Origin of the sequence: Phyllobacterium sp. UNC302MFCol5.2, from assembly GCF_000686005.1 — a bacterium.
GTDB classification, from domain to species: Bacteria; Pseudomonadota; Alphaproteobacteria; order Rhizobiales; family Rhizobiaceae; genus Phyllobacterium; species Phyllobacterium pellucidum.
In genome coordinates, this window is record NZ_JMLL01000010.1 from 863,411 (window position 1) to 882,195 (window position 18,785).

General features: G+C 60.1%; 21 protein-coding genes. 12 read left to right on the plus strand and 9 right to left on the minus strand.

Features of this window, described 5'->3' with window-relative positions:
• Positions 1–9: 9 nt before the first annotated feature.
• Positions 10–2,022 (minus strand): hydantoinase/oxoprolinase family protein, encoded by a 2,013-nt coding sequence (locus BR48_RS0106175; protein ID WP_027230494.1) that lies wholly within the window; start codon positions 2,020–2,022, stop codon positions 10–12.
• Positions 2,023–2,174: 152 nt separating this feature from the next.
• Here BR48_RS0106175 and BR48_RS0106180 point away from each other — a divergent pair, with 152 nt between their 5' ends.
• A complete protein-coding gene (locus tag BR48_RS0106180) occupies positions 2,175–3,134 on the plus strand; it encodes a cation diffusion facilitator family transporter (protein ID WP_027230495.1) in 960 nt (319 codons plus the stop codon).
• 20 nt (positions 3,135–3,154) lie between these two features.
• Here BR48_RS0106180 and BR48_RS0106185 read toward each other — a convergent pair whose 3' ends face one another.
• Positions 3,155–4,381 carry a DNA recombination protein RmuC gene (locus BR48_RS0106185; RefSeq protein WP_027230496.1) on the minus strand — a complete coding sequence of 409 codons (1,227 nt, stop codon included), beginning with the start codon at positions 4,379–4,381 and terminating at the stop codon, positions 3,155–3,157.
• 114 nt (positions 4,382–4,495) lie between these two features.
• Here BR48_RS0106185 and def point away from each other — a divergent pair, with 114 nt between their 5' ends.
• From def to truA, 4 genes are read left to right on the plus strand one after another with little or no spacing between them, the layout of a single operon-like run.
• Complete coding sequence (gene def / locus BR48_RS0106190) at positions 4,496–5,026, plus strand: peptide deformylase (protein WP_027230497.1); 531 nt, start codon at positions 4,496–4,498, stop codon at positions 5,024–5,026.
• A 9-nt stretch (positions 5,027–5,035) separates the two neighbouring features.
• Entirely contained in the window at positions 5,036–5,965 is a 930-nt protein-coding gene (gene fmt / locus BR48_RS0106195; RefSeq protein WP_027230498.1) for a methionyl-tRNA formyltransferase, read from the plus strand.
• Entirely contained in the window at positions 5,962–6,453 is a 492-nt protein-coding gene (locus tag BR48_RS0106200) for an N-acetyltransferase (RefSeq protein ID WP_027230499.1), read from the plus strand. The genes fmt and BR48_RS0106200 overlap by 4 nt, the downstream gene beginning before the upstream one ends.
• Positions 6,453–7,238, plus strand: a complete 786-nt coding sequence (gene truA, locus BR48_RS0106205; protein ID WP_027230500.1) for a tRNA pseudouridine(38-40) synthase TruA — start codon at positions 6,453–6,455, stop codon at positions 7,236–7,238. The genes BR48_RS0106200 and truA overlap by 1 nt, the downstream gene beginning before the upstream one ends.
• Here the strand turns inward: truA and BR48_RS0106210 are convergent.
• The gene (locus BR48_RS0106210) at positions 7,190–7,801 is read right to left on the minus strand and encodes a hypothetical protein (RefSeq protein ID WP_027230501.1); all 612 of its coding nucleotides are present in this window, start codon (positions 7,799–7,801) and stop codon (positions 7,190–7,192) included. The genes truA and BR48_RS0106210 overlap by 49 nt on opposite strands.
• Before the next feature lie 13 nt (positions 7,802–7,814).
• Positions 7,815–9,002 carry a succinyl-diaminopimelate desuccinylase gene (gene dapE, locus BR48_RS0106215; protein ID WP_027230502.1) on the minus strand — a complete coding sequence of 396 codons (1,188 nt, stop codon included), beginning with the start codon at positions 9,000–9,002 and terminating at the stop codon, positions 7,815–7,817.
• Positions 9,003–9,145: 143 nt separating this feature from the next.
• On the opposite strand from dapE, the gene BR48_RS0106220 reads away from it, so the two are divergent.
• Complete coding sequence (locus BR48_RS0106220; RefSeq protein WP_027230503.1) at positions 9,146–10,171, plus strand: 2-dehydropantoate 2-reductase; 1,026 nt, start codon at positions 9,146–9,148, stop codon at positions 10,169–10,171.
• Positions 10,172–10,176: 5 nt separating this feature from the next.
• On the opposite strand, the gene dapD is transcribed toward BR48_RS0106220, so the two are convergent.
• Complete coding sequence (gene dapD, locus BR48_RS0106225; RefSeq protein ID WP_027230504.1) at positions 10,177–11,031, minus strand: 2,3,4,5-tetrahydropyridine-2,6-dicarboxylate N-succinyltransferase; 855 nt, start codon at positions 11,029–11,031, stop codon at positions 10,177–10,179.
• A 128-nt stretch (positions 11,032–11,159) separates the two neighbouring features.
• Between dapD and BR48_RS0106230 the strand changes: the two genes are divergently transcribed.
• On the plus strand, positions 11,160–12,002 hold the full coding sequence (locus BR48_RS0106230) for an LOG family protein (RefSeq protein WP_027230505.1): 843 nt from the start codon (positions 11,160–11,162) through the stop codon (positions 12,000–12,002).
• A 4-nt stretch (positions 12,003–12,006) separates the two neighbouring features.
• Here BR48_RS0106230 and BR48_RS0106235 read toward each other — a convergent pair whose 3' ends face one another.
• Positions 12,007–12,732, minus strand: coding sequence for a pyrimidine 5'-nucleotidase (locus BR48_RS0106235; protein ID WP_027230506.1), 726 nt, complete (start codon positions 12,730–12,732; stop codon positions 12,007–12,009).
• Between the two features lie 158 nt (positions 12,733–12,890).
• On the opposite strand from BR48_RS0106235, the gene BR48_RS0106240 reads away from it, so the two are divergent.
• Positions 12,891–13,646 carry a GGDEF domain-containing protein gene (locus BR48_RS0106240; RefSeq protein WP_027230507.1) on the plus strand — a complete coding sequence of 252 codons (756 nt, stop codon included), beginning with the start codon at positions 12,891–12,893 and terminating at the stop codon, positions 13,644–13,646.
• A gap of 14 nt (positions 13,647–13,660) precedes the next feature.
• Here BR48_RS0106240 and phhA read toward each other — a convergent pair whose 3' ends face one another.
• Positions 13,661–14,494: a phenylalanine 4-monooxygenase gene (phhA, locus tag BR48_RS0106245; protein ID WP_027230508.1), complete on the minus strand. Its 834-nt coding sequence runs from the start codon at positions 14,492–14,494 to the stop codon at positions 13,661–13,663.
• 124 nt (positions 14,495–14,618) lie between these two features.
• Between phhA and BR48_RS0106250 the strand changes: the two genes are divergently transcribed.
• Positions 14,619–15,101, plus strand: a complete 483-nt coding sequence (locus tag BR48_RS0106250; RefSeq protein WP_027230509.1) for an Lrp/AsnC family transcriptional regulator — start codon at positions 14,619–14,621, stop codon at positions 15,099–15,101.
• Here the strand turns inward: BR48_RS0106250 and argB are convergent, their stop codons facing one another.
• Positions 15,102–16,001, minus strand: a complete 900-nt coding sequence (gene argB, locus BR48_RS0106255; protein WP_027230510.1) for an acetylglutamate kinase — start codon at positions 15,999–16,001, stop codon at positions 15,102–15,104.
• A gap of 163 nt (positions 16,002–16,164) precedes the next feature.
• Here argB and BR48_RS0106260 point away from each other — a divergent pair, with 163 nt between their 5' ends.
• The 3 genes from BR48_RS0106260 to BR48_RS0106270 all read left to right on the plus strand — a co-directional run bounded on the left by BR48_RS0106260 (position 16,165) and on the right by BR48_RS0106270 (position 18,049).
• Entirely contained in the window at positions 16,165–16,704 is a 540-nt protein-coding gene (locus BR48_RS0106260; protein WP_027230511.1) for a sigma-70 family RNA polymerase sigma factor, read from the plus strand.
• The gene (locus BR48_RS0106265; RefSeq protein ID WP_027230512.1) at positions 16,701–17,408 is read left to right on the plus strand and encodes an anti-sigma factor; all 708 of its coding nucleotides are present in this window, start codon (positions 16,701–16,703) and stop codon (positions 17,406–17,408) included. The genes BR48_RS0106260 and BR48_RS0106265 overlap by 4 nt, the downstream gene beginning before the upstream one ends.
• A gap of 89 nt (positions 17,409–17,497) precedes the next feature.
• Entirely contained in the window at positions 17,498–18,049 is a 552-nt protein-coding gene (locus BR48_RS0106270) for a fasciclin domain-containing protein (protein WP_027230513.1), read from the plus strand.
• A gap of 82 nt (positions 18,050–18,131) precedes the next feature.
• Here the strand turns inward: BR48_RS0106270 and yihA are convergent, their stop codons facing one another.
• On the minus strand, positions 18,132–18,761 hold the full coding sequence (yihA, locus tag BR48_RS0106275; RefSeq protein ID WP_228019321.1) for a ribosome biogenesis GTP-binding protein YihA/YsxC: 630 nt from the start codon (positions 18,759–18,761) through the stop codon (positions 18,132–18,134).
• Between the last annotated feature and the right edge of the window lie 24 nt (positions 18,762–18,785).

Consider the following 18,785-nt stretch of genomic DNA (forward strand, 5'->3'; position numbering starts at 1 on the left):
AAATCAAACTTAATGCGCGATTCTGGGCCTGCCGGAAGCTGTGGCGATAAGCACCGCCTCGATGAATTTGCGCTGATCTTCGACTGTTGCGGCGCTGATGTTCCTTGAAACAACGATCTGGCCTTCGTCGGTACCTGCTTGCAGGGCAAGGTCGGAAACTTGTTGGCGCAAGACGGTTTCTGCAAAGGCGATAGCATCCTCCTCGAAGGGCAAATCCTTCAACACTTCGCCGGCCATCACCCGGAATACGCCCTCGGCCGGCTGGCTGACATGCGCTTCCACCGAAACCCGCACCTGACCGACGACGGCGCCGAGCGCATTGGCAACATCCGTATCGGAAGGGACAACGCACTCTGCTCCAAGCATGGCGCCGACGGCGGGGTAATAGACCGGCGCCGAGGCGCCGAGACCAATGATCGGCCGGTCGATGGCGAGTTTGACACCGGCGATGCGCCCGTCGCCCGACAGCGCACGCTGGACAAGTGGGCTCGCAGCCGTCTCCGGGCCGTCAAGCTCGTCTTCGGCAAATGCCGTCTCCAGGACGACCTCGGACGAGCGCCGGATCAGGGCGTCATAGGTGCGATGCGCCACTTCCTCGGGCGTATCGCAGAGGGAGCGTCCGGCGCCATCCTTGCGCCGGGCATAAAGGATCGCACCGTAGCGCGCGGCTTCCGCGTTCCAATTGTCCTGCAGGCCGAGCACGTGGCACGCATCCGAAGGCGTAAAGCCGGACACATGAACCAGACCGCGGGCAACGAGGCGATTGACGGTCGCAGCCTGTGATATCGAAGCGAGAAGCCGGTCGAGCGGCTGCGGCGCGCTGGTTATGCGCTCGTAAAGTTCGGCTTCGCTCTTGCTCAGGCCGGAAGCGAGTTGGGCGGGAACCCCCGTGCGCAGGGCGAAACGGCCATCGAGCCGCCCGACATTGGCCGCCTTGACCTGGCGCTCAAGGTGGGCAAGCACGCTCTCGCCGTGGTTGGCAGCAAGCAGCGACAGCGGCACCAGCCTGCGCGGTCCAAGCTTGATGCTCGGTGCCATGGCATTATCGTCGAGCGACACTTCGGAATCGCCGCCAAGGCCGAAGGTGCGCATCGCCACGGCTTCCACCATCGTACGAAAGCCGCCGACCGTCGCGCCATTCGGATCGAGCCGTGGACGGCCCTTGTCAAGCACGGCGACATCCGTTGTCGTGCCGCCAATGTCCGAAACGATGGCGTTGTCGAGTCCGGTCATATGACGCGCCCCGACCAGGCTGGCAGCAGGGCCGGAGAGGATCGTCTCGATCGGACGGTGGCGCGCAAAGGCCGCAGTGACGAGTGCGCCGTCACCACGGACCACCATCAAGGGGGCGTGGATGCCGCTGCGGTCGAGAAACCCTTCCGTCGCTGCCACGAGCCGGTCGATCATTGCGATCAGGCGTGCGTTGAGGACCGTCGTGAGCGCACGGCGCGGTCCATTCAGCTTGGCGGAGAGTTCATGACTGCAGGTGACGGGGAGCCCGGTCACGTTGCGGATGAGATCGCGCACAGCGATCTCATGTTCGGGATTGCGGACCGCAAAATAGGCGCAGATAGCAAAACCCGTCACTTCACGGGCGAGGTTTGGCAGCGCCTCCGAGAGAGCAGCCGTATCGAGCAGTTGCGGCCTGCCATAGACATCGTGACCGCCGGGGACGAAGACGACCGGGTCGGATCCAAGCGCGGTCTTGAGGTCCGCCTTTTCGAGATCCGCTTGCGAGAACCCGATCATGACAAGGGCGATGCGGCCGCCCTGCCCTTCGACGAGCGCATTGGTTGCGAGTGTCGTCGACATGGAAACAAGGCGAATATCCGCTGGGCGGATCGCGGTTTCTTCAACGATACGCTCGACGGCGCCGGCAATGCCGACGCTGAGATCATGCCGGGTCGTCAGCGCCTTGGCTTTCGCGATAACGCCATCTCTTTCCGACCACAGCACCGCATCCGTATAGGTGCCGCCCGTATCGATGCCGAGAAAGATTGCCGTTTCAGTGGTGTCTGCCATGATGTCCTGCCTTGTTCGAGGCAGGGTTAGCGCATGACGCCGGCAAGAGCTAGCGTCATTCCGACCAGATGCTGACGCATCGGCGCGGTTGAACGTTTCACGCGGAACCTGTTCAATCCAAAGACGTTTCGTCGGGCACAAGGGGATAGTCGATGGCATCACAATCGGGAACACATGCCGGTTCGAAAAAAGTGATCTATGCCGCCATCCTTGGCAATCTCCTGATCGCAGCAACAAAATTCATCGCCGCTTTCTTTACCGGCAGTTCCGCCATGCTGTCGGAGGGTGTTCACTCTCTTGTCGACACCGGCAATGGTGCCTTGCTGCTTTATGGCTTGCGCCGTGCGGCGCGACCTGCGGACAAGTCGCATCCTTTCGGGCATGGGCGTGAGCTCTATTTCTGGAGCTTTATCGTGGCGCTCCTGGTTTTCGCCGTCGGCGCCGGCGTTTCCTTCTACGAAGGCGTCATCCATATCATGCGGCCGGAACCAGTTGCCAATCCGATCGTGAACTACGTCGTCATCGGCCTTGCGATGATCTTTGAAGGCGCGTCGTGGTTCGTGGCACTCAAGGAATTCCGGACGATGAAGGGCAAACTCGGCTATGTCGAGGCTGTGCAGGAAAGCAAGGATCCGAGCGTCTTCACGGTGCTGTTCGAGGATACGGCCGCGCTGCTCGGATTGATCATCGCACTGGTTGCGATTTCGGCGGCGCAGATATTCGACATGCCGGCACTTGATGGCGTGGGCTCCATCGGCATCTCCATCATTCTCGCCGCGACGGCGATATTCCTCGCCCGCGAAAGCAAGGGCCTGCTCATGGGCGAGGCAGCGCTTCCCGAAGTGGAACAGCAGATTCTCGATCTAGCCAACAAGGATCCGGACATCCAGAAGGCAAACGGCGTATTGACGGTCCATATGGGTCCGAAGCAGATCGTCGCCGGACTGAGCGTCGAGTTCGAAGACCATATCCAGGCTCCGCAGATCGAAGCCTGCGTCGAACGGCTCGAGGCGGCGTTGAAAACCGCCAATCCCGATATCGTTACATTGTTCGTCAAGCCGCAAACCGCAAGAACATGGGAAGTTCGACGCAAGAAGATCGAGGCGGCTTAAGCCGCCACCCGGCCTTTCTTCTATTCCTCGCCGTCGACGACGCGCAGGCGCAATTGCCCGGTTGACGAAGCGGCGGCACGGCTGGGCTCAGTCTCCTTCGTGGGCGCCTCCGCGAATTCGAGCGCCTCGATCTTCTGGCCCCGCCTCGTGACCTTGCTCGAAGAGACAAGAATGTCATCGATATCCTTGTTAGCCTGGCCGAAGTGCGTTTGCAGACGGCGTACCCGGTCGTCGAGGCGGCCGACATCTTCCATCAACCGGATCACCTCGCCCTGTATGAGATGCGCCTGTTCGCGCATGCGCACATCCTTGAGGACGGCCTGGATGACCTGGATCGAAAGCATCAGCAGCGAAGGCGAAACGATGACGATGCGCGAGCGATGGGCCTTTTGCACCACGCCTTCGAAGTTCTCGTGAATCTCGGCGAAAATCGATTCCGACGGCACGAAGAGAAACGCCGTATCCTGGGTTTCGCCGTTGATCAGATATTTCTCCGCGACGTCGCGAATGTGAATCTCAACGTCACGGCGGAACTGCGCAAGAGCAACCTTCTTGGCTTCCGGGTTGTCGGCCTGGCGGATGGCGTTCCAGGCTTCCAGCGGAAACTTGGCGTCGATGACAAGGTTCGGTGCTCCATTGGGCATGTGGACCACGCAGTCGGGCCGGCTGCCATTGGAAAGAGTCGCCTGGAACTCATAGGCGCCCTGCGGAAGGCCGTCGGCGATGATCGCCTCCATGCGCGCCTGCCCGAAAGCGCCGCGGGTCTGCTTGTTGGCGAGAATGGCCTGCAACTGTACGACCTGGCCGGCCAGCGCCTGGATATTGTTCTGCGCCGTATCGATGACCGCGAGCCGCTCCTGCAGCTTCGCAAGATTCTCGTGGGTGGAACGGGTCTGCTCGGTCATGGTCTGGCCGATGCGGCTGGTCATACCGTCGAGGCGTTCGCGGATCGACTGGTTGAGTTCGGCCTGCCGCGAGCCGAAGAGTTCAGCCATTGTCTGCATGCGGCCCTGCATTTCCGCCTGGCTCTTGAGAATCTCGCCCATGCGGAACTCGGCGTCGCGGGCGCGGTCCTCCGCCTGGAGTTCGGCAGTCAGCCGTATCTTCGACGAACGCCACAGGACGATAAGCGCGAGCAGCACGGCGCCGCCCGCAACCACAGCCCCTGCAATGAGCGCCGAACCCAGCGAAATTGAGCTCGCACCGAGATGGATAAGCGTTTGATCGAATGAAATTGATGTTTCCATACGAACCAGACTAGCCGATTCGGGCGACAAATGTGAGATCAAAACAAGAACATTTTTGCAAATGGATTTTGCGTCGGATTGACGGTTTATGGATGAACTATTAGGTGATGTTGCATGTCTATCAAACCACTTGTCATTCTTCCTGATCCTCTGCTGCGTCAGGTTTCAAAACCAGTCGAACGCTTCGATGCGGACTTGCGCAAGTTCGCTACCGATATGCTCGACACCATGTATGACGCACCGGGTATCGGCCTTGCAGCGATCCAGATCGGCGAGCCCCTCCGCATGCTCGTTATCGACCTTGCCAAGGAAGACGAGCCCAAGGCGCCGCAGACGTTCATCAATCCGCAGATTCTCTCATCGAGCGAACAGCGCAATGTCTACGAAGAAGGCTGCCTCTCGATCCCGGACTATTATGCCGAGGTGGAGCGGCCGGCGGAGGTGCGCATTGCCTATTTCGATCTCGACGGCAAGGCGCAGGAAGTAGCCGCCGACGGGCTTCTCGCCACCTGCCTCCAACATGAGATCGACCATCTCAACGGCATCCTGTTCATCGACCATATTTCCCGCCTGAAGCGCGAGATGGTCGTCAAGAAATTCAAGAAGCTCGCCAAGGATCGTCCGCCGAGCCGGCTGGCGGTGTAGGCGATGAGTTTGCGCATCGTTTTCATGGGAACGCCGGACTTCGCCGTCCCCATTCTCACCGCCTTGATCGGCCAGGGTCACGAGATTGTTGCAGTCTATAGCCAGCCGCCGCGCCCCGCGGGCCGCAGGGGTCTGGAACTCACGCCCTCGCCGGTCCAGCGCAACGCCGAGCAGTTCGGCATCGAGGTGCGCACGCCCACAAGCCTCAAGAGCGAAGAAGAGCAGCAAGCCTTTCGCGACCTCAATGCCGATGTTGCGATCGTCGTCGCCTATGGACTTATCCTGCCGCGCGCAATCCTCGATGGCACGCGGCTTGGCTGCTACAACGGACACGCCTCGCTCTTGCCGCGCTGGCGCGGCGCCGCGCCGATACAGCGGGCAATCATGGCCGGAGATCTCGAAACCGGGATCATGATCATGAAGATGGACGAGGGTCTCGATACCGGACCTGTCGCCATGGTCGAAAAGGTCAAGATCACCGCCGACATGACGGCAGGCGAATTGCACGACCAGTTGAGCGCGGCAGGAGCGGATTTGATGGTGCGCGCCATGGCCGCGCTTGAACGGGACAGCCTCACGCTTACGCCGCAAGCGGAAGACGGCGTCACCTATGCGTCCAAGATCACCAAGGCGGAAACACGCATCGACTGGAGCGAACCGGCGATCGACGTTCACAACCGTATTCGCGGCCTTGCGCCCTTTCCCGGCACCTGGTGCGAGATGGAGATCGGCGGCTCGCTCGAGCGCATCAAGCTGTTGCGCTCGGTGCTTGCAACCGGCGTCGGCGATGCGGGCACGGTGCTCGACGATAGCCTGCGCATCGCCTGCGGCGAAGGCGCGGTGCGGCTGCGTTCGCTGCAGCGGGCCGGCGGCAAGGTCATGGACAGTATCGAATTCCAGCGTGGCGCCAAGATCGCCCAGGGTACACGGCTGCCATGAGCGGCGTCGCGGTGCGACCTGTACGGCCTGAAGACCATCCGGCTATCTCCACGCTGCTGAACGCCGCCTTTGGCGGTGCGGAGGAATCTGTCCTCGTGGAAAACCTTCGCGGCGCCGGCGACGTGGTCCTCGAACTGGTGGCCGTCGCGGATGACGCGATTGTCGGGCAAATCCTGTTTTCCCGCCTCACCGTGGGCGATGATTTCGATGCTGTCGCACTCGCACCACTCGCGGTTCTCCCCGCAAATCAGCGCCATGGCGTAGGTACAGCGCTGGTAAAGGCGGCCCACGATCAACTCCAGGCCAGCGGAGAAAGCCTTTCCATCGTCCTTGGCGATACTGCCTATTACGGACGTTTCGGCTACACGCATGCACGTGCCGCCGGCTACGACAGCACCTACCAAGGCGAGCATTTGCAGGCGCTGGCGTTTCGTGAGGCGCCGATAGCGGGCGCTCTCACCTATGCGCCCGCGTTCGGAGCGCTCTGATGCCCCGCTACAGGCTTCTGGTCGAATATGACGGGACGTCCTATGCGGGCTGGCAGCGCCAGGAAAACGGCCATACGGTGCAGGCGGCTATCGAGCAGGCAATCTTCAATTTTTGCGGCGATACGATTTCTCTGGGGGCGGCGGGTCGCACCGACTCGGGCGTGCACGCCTGCGCTCAGGTCGCTCATGCCGATCTCACCAAGAACTGGAGCAGTTCGAAAATCCGCGAGGCGCTCAACGCCCATCTCGTCATTGCCGGCGAGGCTGTCAGCATTCTCAATGTCGAACTCGTCGGCGATGGCTTTGACGCGCGCTTCTCGGCAACGGGCCGCCACTATCTTTATCGAATCATCAACCGCCGCCCCCCTGCCCCGCTGGAGGCGCATCGCGCGTGGTGGGTGAAGAAGCCGCTCGATGCCGAGGCTATGCACGACGCGGCGCAGCGCCTGATCGGCACGCATGATTTCACCACGTTTCGCGCGACGCAGTGCCAGTCGAAAAGCCCGGTAAAAACGCTGGACCGCCTCGACGTAACGCGCAATGGGGAGATCATCGAGATCAGGGCGTCGGCGCGCTCGTTCCTGCACAACCAGATCCGTTCTTTCGCGGGAACGCTCAACGAAGTGGGATGCGGGCGCTGGGACGCTGACGATGTAAGCGCGGCGCTCGAAGCCCGCGACCGCAGGGCCTGCGGGCCGGTTGCGCCGCCCTACGGGCTCTATCTCATTGGGGTCGACTACCCGATCGTAACCGGGTCCGGCAGGGAAATGCCGAGGGCGCCCTGAAGCAGGATCATCACGAAAAGCGAACCGACCATCAGGACCACGAAAAATCCCGCCGTATAGGCGTGTGATCGTTTCAGGGCGATATGTGTGAGACGGTAGGTCAGGAACATGATGCCCGCATAGAGCAAAAGGCTGATTGCAGTCGTGAAGCCCGGCCAATCCGGCACGATCACCCGCACCAACGTGGCCGGGACCATGAGCCAGGCGCCAATTGCCGTTCCCCAGTTGCTGGCGACGACATAGGGGCTGAAGCGCTTGCTGAGACCGAGGCGGCGCGCACTGAAAGCAAGAACGACAAGAGGCGCGACCCAGGCGGCGAGATCGACGAAGGCGACGCGGCCCATGATCGAGAAGCGGTTTCCGATTTCGGGCCGCAGCGCAATCATATCGTTGGCGAAGATGATCCAGCCAAGGATGAGCGGGGGCAGCGAGATCGTTATGGCGTGAAAGGATTGCCAGAAGCCGTCTTCGGAAAAATCGAGCATGTCGAGGCCGTCGGCATGACCGTTCATCATCCGCCATGCGCCCCACAAATATTGCTGAGTTTCATCGAAATCCGGCATTGTCACTCATGCTCTACGCAAGAAAATCCTCGATGAAGCGTTCATATATTTGGGTAAGCGTTTCAAGATCGGCAATGTCTACCCTTTCGTCAACCATGTGCATGGTTTTGCCGACAAGGCCGAACTCGACGACAGGGCAATAGTCCTTGATGAAGCGGGCGTCGGACGTGCCGCCGGACGTTGAAAGCTGCGGGCGCCGGCCTATGACCGCTTCGACAGACTTCGTCAGCGTGCCGACGAGTTTGTCATCGTGGGTGAGGAACACGTGGCTCGGCCGGTCGCGCCAGGTCAACTCGTAGTTCACGGGCGTTTTCCGCCCGGGGCGCAGCTTGCGCCGTCCGGCGGCACGGTCGAGCCGGTTGTGGATCTCGGCCATCAGCGTTTCGTCGGTCCAGCTATCGTTGTAGCGGATGTTGAATGTTGCCGTCGCTTTGGCCGGTATGACGTTGACCGCAGGATTGCCGACATCCATCGTCGTGACTTCCAGATTGGTCGCCTGGAAATCTTTGGTGCCCTTGTCGAGCGCGGGATAAAGCAGGCTGTCGAGCAAGGTGACGAGCCCCCGCACCGGATTGTCGGCGAGGTGCGGATAGGCTGCGTGGCCCTGAACGCCGTTTACGGTTATCGTGCCGGAGAGCGAGCCGCGTCTTCCGATCTTTATCATGTCACCGAGCTTGTCGGGATTGGTGGGCTCGCCGACGATCGCGGCATCCCAGCTTTCGCCCTTGGCCTTTGCCCATTCAAGAAGCTTGCCGGTCCCGTTGATCGACGGGCCCTCCTCGTCGCCGGTGATCAGAAACGAAATCGACCCCTTGAGGCTGCCATGTTTCGTGATGTGACGCGCGACGGCAGCGGTGAAACAGGCGACCCCGCCCTTCATGTCGACGGCGCCGCGGCCATACATCTGGCCATTGTGAATGGCGGCGGAAAAGGGCGGGAACTTCCACGCGGCCTCGTCGCCGACGGGCACCACATCCGTATGTCCCGCGAACATCAGATGGGGGCCATTGCCTGAACGTCTCGCATAAAGATTCTCGACGTCGGGCGTGCCCTCCTCGCTGAAAACCGGTCTCTCGACCGAAAAACCGAGGGGCGCAAGCATGGATTCGAGAGCAGTCAGCGCACCGGCCTCGGCGGGCGTTACCGACGGGCAAGCGATGAGCTGGGCGAGGTTTTCTACGGGATCTGTCGCGGATTTCATGCAAGAAGCGATACTGGAAAAGGATAGGCCTGTCACCTACTACTGCGGCGGGTGCCGGGGCATTGCGGTTCCCGGCATCGGGCGCTGGATTGAAGCACCCGCATCTGTTTAAATGCCGCGACCGATGAACCGGGAACAGCAACATGACCGAAAACGAAAGCCGTATCGTCATCGCTGGAGCCGGATCGATAGGGTGCTACGTCGGTGGTTGCCTCGCCGCCGCCGACAAGAACGTGGTTTTTCTCGTACGGCCAAGGGTCGATGAAGCGCTTCGCGAAGGGGGCCTCAACATCGTCGATCTCGACGGGACCGAGCGCCTCGTCACGCCGGAGAAGCTTCAGCTCGCGGTCGATCCTGCCGCAGCCTTTGGGTCGGCCGAGATTATTCTCGTCACGGTCAAGAGTGGCGCGACTGAAGAGATGGCAAAGCTGATTGCCGCGCACGCCCCTTCCAGCGCCGTCGTTGTGAGCCTGCAGAACGGCGTCGACAACGCAAAGGTGCTGCGTCGCACCCTCCCCAAGGGTTTCACCGTCGCTGCAGGCATGGTTCCCTTCAACGTCGTGCAATCGGAACCCGGGGAGGTGCCGCTCACTGTCCGGCGGACCACGGAAGGCACAATTCTCATCGATGACAAACCGGGAGATCTTGCCGATGAACTCTCGGTCCCCGGTCTTAAGGTAGCAAATGACGAAGACATGCAGGGCGTTCTCTGGGGCAAGCTGCTGATGAACCTCAACAACGCCCTTAATGCGCTGTCAAACCTGCCGCTTGCAACCGAACTGTCCGATCGCAACTGGCGCCGGCTGCTGGCGGACCAGATGAACGAAGGCATCAAGGTGCTCAAGGCCCATGGCATCGCGCCGGCAAAGATACAGGGCCTCCCACCGGCGCTCCTGCCGTGGATATTGCGGTTGCCGGACTTCCTTTTCGGGATTCTCGCACGAAAAATGCTGAGCGTAGGGCCACACGCGCGATCGTCCATGTGGGAGGATCTGTCACGGGGGCGTCCGACCGAAATCGACTACCTGCAAGGCGTGATCCTTCGCCTGGCGCAGGAGAAGAACATCGACGTCCCCCTGACGCGGCGGATTATCGCGTGTATCAGGGAGGCGGAGGGCAAGCCGCTCCGCTCTCACACCGTGGAGGAAATCCGCAACTCGCCCGCGTGAGCGGATCAGTCGCGCAACAATTCGTTGATCGACGTCTTCGAGCGGGTCTGTTCGTCGACCCGCTTGACGATCACGGCGCAATAGAGGCTCGGACCAGGCTGGCCGTTAGGGAAAGGCTTGCCGGGAAGCGAGCCGGCGACGACCACCGAATAGGGCGGCACTTCGCCGTAGAAGATTTCGCCCGTTGCACGGTCGATAATCTTCGTCGACTTGCCGATGAAAACGCCCATGCCGAGGACAGAGCCTTCGCGAACGATGCAGCCCTCGACCACTTCGGAGCGGGCGCCGATGAAGCAATTATCCTCGATGATGGTCGGACCGGCCTGCATGGGTTCGAGGACGCCGCCAATGCCGACGCCACCCGATAGATGCACATGCTTGCCGATCTGCGCGCACGAACCGACGCCGGCCCAGGTGTCAACCATGGTTCCCTCGCCGACATAGGCGCCGAGGTTGACGAAGGATGGCATCAGGATCGCGCCCGGCGCGATATAGGCCGAGCGGCGGACGATGGCGTTGGGCACCGTCCTGATGCCCGCCTTGGCGAATTCCGTCGCGCCCCAGCCATCGAACTTCGACGGCACCTTATCCCACCAGACAGCGCCGCCCGGGGCTCCTTCGATGATCCCCATCGGATTGAGACGGAACGACAGAAGCACTGCCTTTTTCAGCCACTGATTGACTTTCCAGTTTCCGTCAGCCTGCTTCTCAGCGACCCGAGCCTCGCCGCCGTCGAGCAGAAGAAGCGCTGCCTCGACAGCGTCGCGAACTTCGCCGCGCGTATCGGTATTGATGGCATCGCGTTCATCGAAGGCCTTCTCGATGGTCAATTCGAGGCTGGTGAGGTCAGGCTTGGACATTTGCAGGTCACTCCATTACACGGGCGGTTTAATTTAAGTCTGTGAGAGGGTCAATCTCACCATTACCATGGTGGACCGCGAAAGAATGTCTCAGAACGTCATAAGCGTCCGCAGGAGGAGAAGCCGAATTGAACACCGATGAAAAAGACAGCTGGACCCCGTTTTCTCATTCTTCCGAAGCGGTACGCCGTGTCGAGACTGCGCCGGAAACGCCGCAGACCCAGTCCAGCACCTATAAGCTGGCCTTTGCCGATCCGGAATTCATGACGCGGCGCGAATTGCGTGCCGTGCGCCTGCAGCTTGAACTGTTGAAGCCGGAAATGGCGCTCGCCGAGCGCGGCATCCGCTCGACCGTGGTCCTGTTCGGCGGAGCGCGCATCCCCGAACCTGGCGGCGCCGCCTGGGCGGCGAAGAACGCGACCCAGAAAAAGAACCTCGAGGCCAATTCACGCTACTACGCCGAGGCGCGCAAGTTCGCCGAACTCTGCTCTACCTATTCGTCAACGACCTACTACCGCGAGTTCGTCGTCGTTACCGGCGGCGGCCCCGGCGTGATGGAAGCCGGCAACCGCGGCGCATCGGATGTCGGCGCGCCAACGATCGGGCTCAATATCGTCCTGCCGCACGAGCAGACGCCAAACCCCTATGTATCGCCGGATCTGTGCTTCAATTTCCATTACTTCGCTATTCGCAAGATGCACTTTTTGATGCGGGCGAAGGCCATGGCGATATTTCCCGGCGGTTTCGGAACCATGGATGAAACCTTCGAGACGCTCACGCTCATTCAGACCGGACGCATGGAACGTATCCCGCTTCTGCTCTTCGGCAAGTCTTTCTGGGAGAACGCGATCAATTTCGACTTCCTGGCCGAGCAAGGCGTGATCTCGCCATCGGATCGCGAACTGATCACCTTCGTCGATACCGCCGAGGAAGCCTGGGACGTGATCCAGGCCTTCTACAAGCTGGATTGACGCCTCAGACCGGCTCGCTCCTCTTGACCTGCCTTGGCAGGATCGCGTCGAGGAATGCGGCAAGTTCATCGGTCACGTAATCGACGTGGTCGGTGTTGCCAGGATCCCGCTCCCAGATCTCGGAATAGGTCGGTTCGAAATTATGCGGAACGATGAGAACCGTGGTCATGCCGAGCGCCTTCGGCACGACGAGGTTGCGCGCCAGATCCTCGAACATGACGCAGCTGGCGGCGTCGATCTTGTGCATTGCCAGGAACCGATCGTACGTCTCGCGCGCCGGTTTGGGTGTCAGCTCCGCTGCCCTGATGTCGAAAATGTCATCGAACTGCTCGAGCACACCGAGCTGGCGCGCTGCGCGTTCAGCGTGGCCCCGGTCGCCATTGGTGAAGATGAATTTCCGTCCCGGTAACTGCTTGATCGCCGTGGAAAGCGACGGGTCGGGCACCAGCCAGGAATAATCGATGTCGTGGACCTTCTGCAGAAAATCATCGGGATCGATATCGTAGCGGTCCATCAAGCCTTTGAGCGTCGTGCCATATTCCTTGTAAAATCGCTTCTGGAGATCGCGTGCATCCGTATGCGAAAGCTTCAGCAGATCAGCGACATAGCCCGTCATCTTGACATCAATCTGCGAAAAGAGATTGGAATGATGCGGGTATAGCGTGTTGTCCAGATCGAAGACCCAGTCCGTTATATGCGCAAAGTTTAATGGATCAGGCTGGTTTGTCATCCGGTAGGGTTTCCGCTATTTATCTGCGCTGCTCATGCATCGATTTTATTAGTGCGTCTCATCAATAGACGAAAATGGTCGCAACTACGACCGATTTTAGATTTATCGCTCGCCTGCATTTTCCCAATTTCTTATTTCATGCATTTTCCAGAGAAACGATGTCCAAAGTCATTTTCAAGTGCATATTGGTAACCATTGTCATGACTGCCTCCTGCGTCGTGATTACCAACGCGATCCGCGAGGCGGTCCACATGTCAGATGGGCCTGCGCGCCTTATTGCCATCCTCTGTCCGCTGCTGATCACTCCGCCCATAATCTACCTGTGCCTGCGCCAATCGGAAAAGTTGCGACAAGCCCTAACCGACCTCAATCGAATCATGCAGGAACTCGAGACAACGAACGTCCGTCTGTTCGAGGCATCCCTGCGCGACAACATGACCGGGCTTCTCAACCGCGAAACGTTCTTCGAGCGGATGGAGGCTTTGCGCAGGCAGGGACCGGGCTCCTTGCTGATTGTCGATGCCGACCACTTCAAGAAGATCAACGATAACCATGGCCATCACACCGGTGACGCTGCGCTCATTGCAATCGCACAGTGCATATCGCGGTGTATCGGTGAAGATGACTGCGCCGGCCGTATCGGGGGCGAGGAGTTCGCCATATTCCTCGCGACGGCGGATGAAACCGAGGTACGCGGCGTAGCCGAATGCATTCGCGCCGAGGTCTGCAGCCATGCATTGAAATCGGCCGAAGGTGCGGAGGTTCCGCTCAGTGTCAGCATCGGCGGCGTAGCAGGCGTTGCCGCCGGTACGGTCAAGGAACACTTCCGGACAGCCGACCGGCGTCTTTACGATGCCAAACGTCGCGGCCGCAATTGCGTCAGCGTCCGCTCGCCTGTCAAGAACATCGCCTGAACGCGGCGCTCCCATCAGACCATGGCGGGGTCAAGCGGTTCCGCCTCCTTCCACCGCGCAATCAGCGCCGGCATGTCCGCCGTCTCGAAAGCATCGCGAAGGGCGGCGAACGACGGCAGTACGAAATAGGCCCGCTGGAACTTGTCTATCTCATATCCCGTCCGCATAACCGTTTCGATGTCGAAGGGGACGTGGTGCGCATCGGCACTCGTCACCGCGAACTGCAACTCGCTGAAAGACGACATCAGCCCCGCGCCGAAGGCCTTAACCGGGGCGCCTTCCACCTGCATCAAGCCGAACTCGGCGGTGTACCAGTAGAGACGAGCGGCCAGTTGCTCGCCGCCCATCCGTGACGCTGTTCCACCCTTGACCCCGTATAGCTGCATGAAATCGGCAAATACGGGTTGGCTCAGGATAGGCACGTGGCCGAAGAAATCGTGAAACATGTCTGGTTCGACGATGTAATCGAGTTCCTTCTTCTTGCGCAGCCAGTTGGTGACGGGAAAACGCTTGTTGGCGAGATGATCGAAGAAGGGCTCGTTGGGGATGAGGCCAGGGACCGCTACGATTTCCCAGCCGGTCAACTTGCGCAGCCGGTCACTGACTTCATGGAAATCCGGGATGCGATCCAGTAGGCCGAGCGCTTCCACGCCGTCGAGATAGCTGCGATGCGCAAGCTTTTCCGTCAGCTTCGTCTGGCGATCGCACAGGGAGCGCCATACCTCCTGGTCTTCGTCCGAATAGTCATATTGCTGTTCGACCGTGAAGTCGGCGTTGCACACCGTATAGTCGCCGCGCAGACCCAGCTCAGCGCATTCCCGCGCATAGGCTTCAACACTGATCGTCATGATTTTCTCCTCCACCATGGAACCATGACGCACAGGATACCTTGAGGATAGGAGAGAATTTGACCTAATCATCTCAAAAACGCATGCTATAAGGTGAAACTTGATCTTTTTTGGAGGAAATCGGGTGACATCACCTCAATTGAATGAGTTCGAGATCAAAATGCTGCAGATCCTCCAGGCCAATGGCCGGGTTGCCATCACTGATCTGGCGCAGATGATCGGGCTGTCCGCGACGCCGTGCGCGCGGCGTTTCGAGCATCTCCAGGAGAGCGGCGTGATCAAGGGTTTCGCAGCGACGATAGACCGCCGCGCCATCGGGCTCATGGTCGAAGTGTTCATCCAGGTGCGGCTCAATACGCACAGCGACGACTCGCCCGAGCGCTTCGTCGGAGAGATAGAGCGCATGGACGAAGTTTCGTCATGCTGGACCATGACCGGCGAACACGATTTTCTGCTGCATGTCATGGTACCGACGGTCGACGATCTCAACGATTTCGTCATGCATCGGCTGATGCGGCTGAAAGGCGTGCGCGACGTGCACACCCAACTCGTCCTGCAGAACATCAAGGGGCCGGGAAAGATCCCGCTCGAACACCTGAAGCGGTGATCAGGGAACGATCAGCGTGCCGGCGCCGCGCTCGGTGAAAAGTTCGAGCAGAACCGAATGCGGCGTCTTGCCATTAAGGATGACGACGCCTTCGACGCCGCGTGTTATTGCGTCGATGCAAGTTTCGACCTTGGGAATCATCCCGCCCGAAATGGTGCCATCCTTGATGAGCGCGCGCGCCTGGCCGACCGAAAGCTCCTTGATAAGCTCCTTGTTGGCGTCAAGCACGCCCGGAACATCGGTGAGGAACAGAAGGCGCGAGGCTTTCAGCGCGCCGGCGATGGCTCCCGCGAAAGTATCAGCATTGATGTTATAGGTATGCCCGTCGCGCCCCGGAGCGACGGGTGCGATCACCGGGATCATCTCGGAACGCGCCAGAAGGTCGAGCAGCGTGCGGTCGATCTCGACCGGTTCGCCGACGAAGCCCAGATCGACGATTTTTTCAATATTGGAGTCGGGATCGATGACGGTCTTCTTGGCCTTCTCGGCAAAGACCATGTTGCCGTCCTTGCCGCACAGGCCAATTGCCCATTCGCCTTCGGCATTGATGAGCGCCACGATCTCCTTGTTGATCGAGCCCGCAAGGACCATCTCGACAATCTCGAGGGTCTTTTCGTCGGTGACGCGCAGACCGCCTTCGAACTTCGATTCGATCCCCATGCGCGCCAGCATCGAAGCAATTTGCGGTCCGCCGCCATGAACGACGATGGGATTGATGCCCGATTGTTTCAGCAAGGCTATGTCCCGCGCGAACGCCTTGCCCAGTGCGGCATCGCCCATGGCATGGCCGCCATATTTCACGACGACGGTCTTGTTTTCATAGCGCTGCATATAGGGAAGAGCAGCCGAAAGCAGATTTGCCTGGATTTCGGCGGTTTGGTCGTCGGGCGTCAGGGACATGCGCGGGCTCCGGCTTTGGAAGGTCGTGGGGTTCTTAGCGCCAAAGGCGATCCCGGGCAAACATGATTTCGGCTTGCCGCCAAGGTTTTTGCCCGAAGCCATTGACAGTGTGCCGCACCGCCGGATTTAAATCATGCAACCAGCAGTTGGAAACGCCCTTCACATGACGCCCGAAGGCATATCGGAACTGATCTCACGCGTCTCCCTGCGGGACCGGGCGGCTTTCGATGCGCTCTATGCTTCGACGAGCGCGAAACTTTTCGGCGTGTGCCTGCGTGTCTTGGGTAACCGCACGGAGGCCGAAGACGCGCTGCAGGATATCTACGTCAAGATCTGGAACAAGGCGGATCGCTTTGCTGTTGCTGGCACCAGCCCGATTTCTTGGCTCGTCGCCGTTGCCAGGAACCACTGCATCGACCGCCTGCGGGCGCGGAAGGGCCGAACGGAGGATCTCGACGAGGCATCGGATATCGCCGAGCCTTCCGCCGATCCCGAACAATCCGCCATTGCGACGGGAGAGGCGCGCCGCCTTGGGGATTGCCTCGACCAACTCGACGCTCCACGTGCGACGGCCGTGCGCGGCGCTTACCTTAATGGCGACAGCTACGAGTTGCTCGCGCAGCGTCATAAAGTGCCGTTGAATACAATGCGAACCTGGCTGCGACGCAGCCTTTTGAAACTGAAGGAATGCCTGGAAGGATGAGCGCGACACCACCCGATGACACTGTTCCGGACGGCGACGATCTCGTTGCCGCCGAATATGTGTTGGGCGTGCTGGCCGAAGAGGAGCGCCGCGACGCCGCGCGCCGCATCGAAACGGACCCGGTATTCGCCCGCCTTGTCACCCGGTGGCAGGAATATTTCAGCGCACTCGATGAGGGGTTCACGCCGGTTTCGCCGCCGCACCATATCAAGTCCCAGATCGATCATCGCCTGTTCGGAACCGATGCGCCGGCGCCGGCGATGCCGCTATGGACCAGCCTCGTATTCTGGCGCGGGCTTGCACTCGCCGCCCTGTTGCTGGCGATGATCGGTTTCGGGCGCGACCTCATTTTGCAGCGTCCCGCGCCGGCGCAACTGGTGGCATCCATGGCTGCTGACAACAGCAAGGTTCGCACAGTCGCAGTTTATGACGAGCAGACAAAGCGCCTGAAAGTGAGCCTGGTTGCCGGTGACATGCCCTCAGACCGTTCGCTCGAACTCTGGCTGATTGCCGGGAATGAAGCGCCAGTCTCGCTCGGGCTGATGAAGTCGCCGCAGGTCACCGAATTTAATGTCCCACAGGGTTTGGCCGCCAAACTGCGTGACGGTACGACGCTTGCCATCTCGGTGGAACCGCTTGGCGGTTCGCCAAGCGGAGCCCCCACCGGTGCAGTCGTCGCCGCCGGTACGATCCGTGCAATCTGAAAAAATATCGCGCCGCTGAAACTTTGCCGTCAGCACTCCCGTATCTCCACCGACCTCTCAAGAGAGGCAATGCAACAGTGGAGATAGAGATGTTACGCAAATCACTGAGCCTGATCGCACTTTCGACGGTCCTGATTGCCGGAACTGCGTTCGCCAAGAATCCGACTGTGGGCGGTGCGCCCATGTATCCAAACAAGAACATCATCGAGAATGCGGTGAACTCGAAGGATCACACGACCCTCGTCGCTGCCGTCAAGGCTGCAGGCCTCGTCGAAACCCTAGAGGGCAAGGGGCCCTTCACGGTGTTCGCACCCACCAATGAGGCCTTCGCGGCGCTGCCGAAGGGAACCGTCGAGACGCTGCTGAAGCCTGAAAACAAAGACAAGCTGGCCAAGATCCTGACCTGCCATGTCGTCGCTGCCGACGCCTCGTCAAAGACGATCATGAAGATGATCGATGATGATGAAGGCGCGCATCCGGTGAAGACCGTGGGCGGCTGCGTCTGGACCGCGAAGTACAAGGGCAAGAACCTGACATTGACAGATGAAAACGGCACCGTCGCTCACGTGACGATCGCCAATGTCAAACAGTCGAACGGCGTCATCCATGTAATCGACAAGGTGCTGCTGCCAAAAATGTGATCCGCAGCGCTCAGATGCGCAGACGGCATCTGCGCATCTTGCCCCGCGGCGATCTCCTAGCCCTAGGTCGTGCGGGGCCCTTTTATTTCTGGTTTTCTTCGAGCAAAAGCGCGATTGCACCGCGCAGCTCATCAAGCCCGGCGCCCTTCTCGGACGACGTCGCCAGGATTTCCGGATAGGCGGCTGCGCGCTTTTTGATCGCCTGCGCCGTCTCCTCCATCAACCGGGGCACACCGGCTGCCTTGATCTTGTCGATCTTGGTGAGAACAAGCTGGTATGAAACCGCGGCCCGGTCGAGAAGATCGAGCACTTCGGCATCGTTTTTCTTGACGCCGTGACGCGCGTCGATGAGCACATAGACCCGCTTCAAGGTCGAACGCCCGCGCAGATAGTCGAACACCAGACGGGTCCAGGCGTCGACCTGTTCCTTCGGCGCTTCTGCAAAGCCATAGCCTGGCATATCGACGACGGCGATCGGCGGCAGGTCCTTGCCCTCGCCCGAATAGCCGTCGGGAACGAAATAGTTGAGTTCCTGCGTACGGCCGGGCGTATTTGAGGTGCGCGCCAGCTTCTGGCCGAGGATCGCATTGATAAGGGATGATTTGCCGACGTTGGAGCGGCCGGCGAACGCGATTTCAAGCGGTCCTTCAGGCGGCAGGAATTTCATCGACGGCACACCGCGAATGAATACCCAGCCCTGCGCGAAGAGCATCCTGCCCCTCTCGATCAACCCGTT

Bases quoted from the DNA above. Each gene is read 5' to 3' on its own strand.
- BR48_RS0106175 (WP_027230494.1), bottom strand. From the start codon at position 2,022: ATGGCAGACACCACTGAAACGGCAATCTTTCTCGGCATCGATACGGGC.
- BR48_RS0106180 (WP_027230495.1), top strand. From the start codon at position 2,175: ATGGCATCACAATCGGGAACACATGCCGGTTCGAAAAAAGTGATCTAT.
- BR48_RS0106185 (WP_027230496.1), bottom strand. From the start codon at position 4,381: ATGGAAACATCAATTTCATTCGATCAAACGCTTATCCATCTCGGTGCG.
- def (WP_027230497.1), top strand. From the start codon at position 4,496: ATGTCTATCAAACCACTTGTCATTCTTCCTGATCCTCTGCTGCGTCAG.
- BR48_RS0106200 (WP_027230499.1), top strand. From the start codon at position 5,962: ATGAGCGGCGTCGCGGTGCGACCTGTACGGCCTGAAGACCATCCGGCT.
- truA (WP_027230500.1), top strand. From the start codon at position 6,453: ATGCCCCGCTACAGGCTTCTGGTCGAATATGACGGGACGTCCTATGCG.
- BR48_RS0106210 (WP_027230501.1), bottom strand. From the start codon at position 7,801: ATGCCGGATTTCGATGAAACTCAGCAATATTTGTGGGGCGCATGGCGG.
- dapE (WP_027230502.1), bottom strand. From the start codon at position 9,002: ATGAAATCCGCGACAGATCCCGTAGAAAACCTCGCCCAGCTCATCGCT.
- BR48_RS0106220 (WP_027230503.1), top strand. From the start codon at position 9,146: ATGACCGAAAACGAAAGCCGTATCGTCATCGCTGGAGCCGGATCGATA.
- dapD (WP_027230504.1), bottom strand. From the start codon at position 11,031: ATGTCCAAGCCTGACCTCACCAGCCTCGAATTGACCATCGAGAAGGCC.
- BR48_RS0106235 (WP_027230506.1), bottom strand. From the start codon at position 12,732: ATGACAAACCAGCCTGATCCATTAAACTTTGCGCATATAACGGACTGG.
- BR48_RS0106240 (WP_027230507.1), top strand. From the start codon at position 12,891: ATGTCCAAAGTCATTTTCAAGTGCATATTGGTAACCATTGTCATGACT.
- phhA (WP_027230508.1), bottom strand. From the start codon at position 14,494: ATGACGATCAGTGTTGAAGCCTATGCGCGGGAATGCGCTGAGCTGGGT.
- argB (WP_027230510.1), bottom strand. From the start codon at position 16,001: ATGTCCCTGACGCCCGACGACCAAACCGCCGAAATCCAGGCAAATCTG.
- BR48_RS0106260 (WP_027230511.1), top strand. From the start codon at position 16,165: ATGACGCCCGAAGGCATATCGGAACTGATCTCACGCGTCTCCCTGCGG.
- BR48_RS0106265 (WP_027230512.1), top strand. From the start codon at position 16,701: ATGAGCGCGACACCACCCGATGACACTGTTCCGGACGGCGACGATCTC.
- BR48_RS0106270 (WP_027230513.1), top strand. From the start codon at position 17,498: ATGTTACGCAAATCACTGAGCCTGATCGCACTTTCGACGGTCCTGATT.
- yihA (WP_228019321.1), bottom strand. From the start codon at position 18,761: ATGCTCTTCGCGCAGGGCTGGGTATTCATTCGCGGTGTGCCGTCGATG.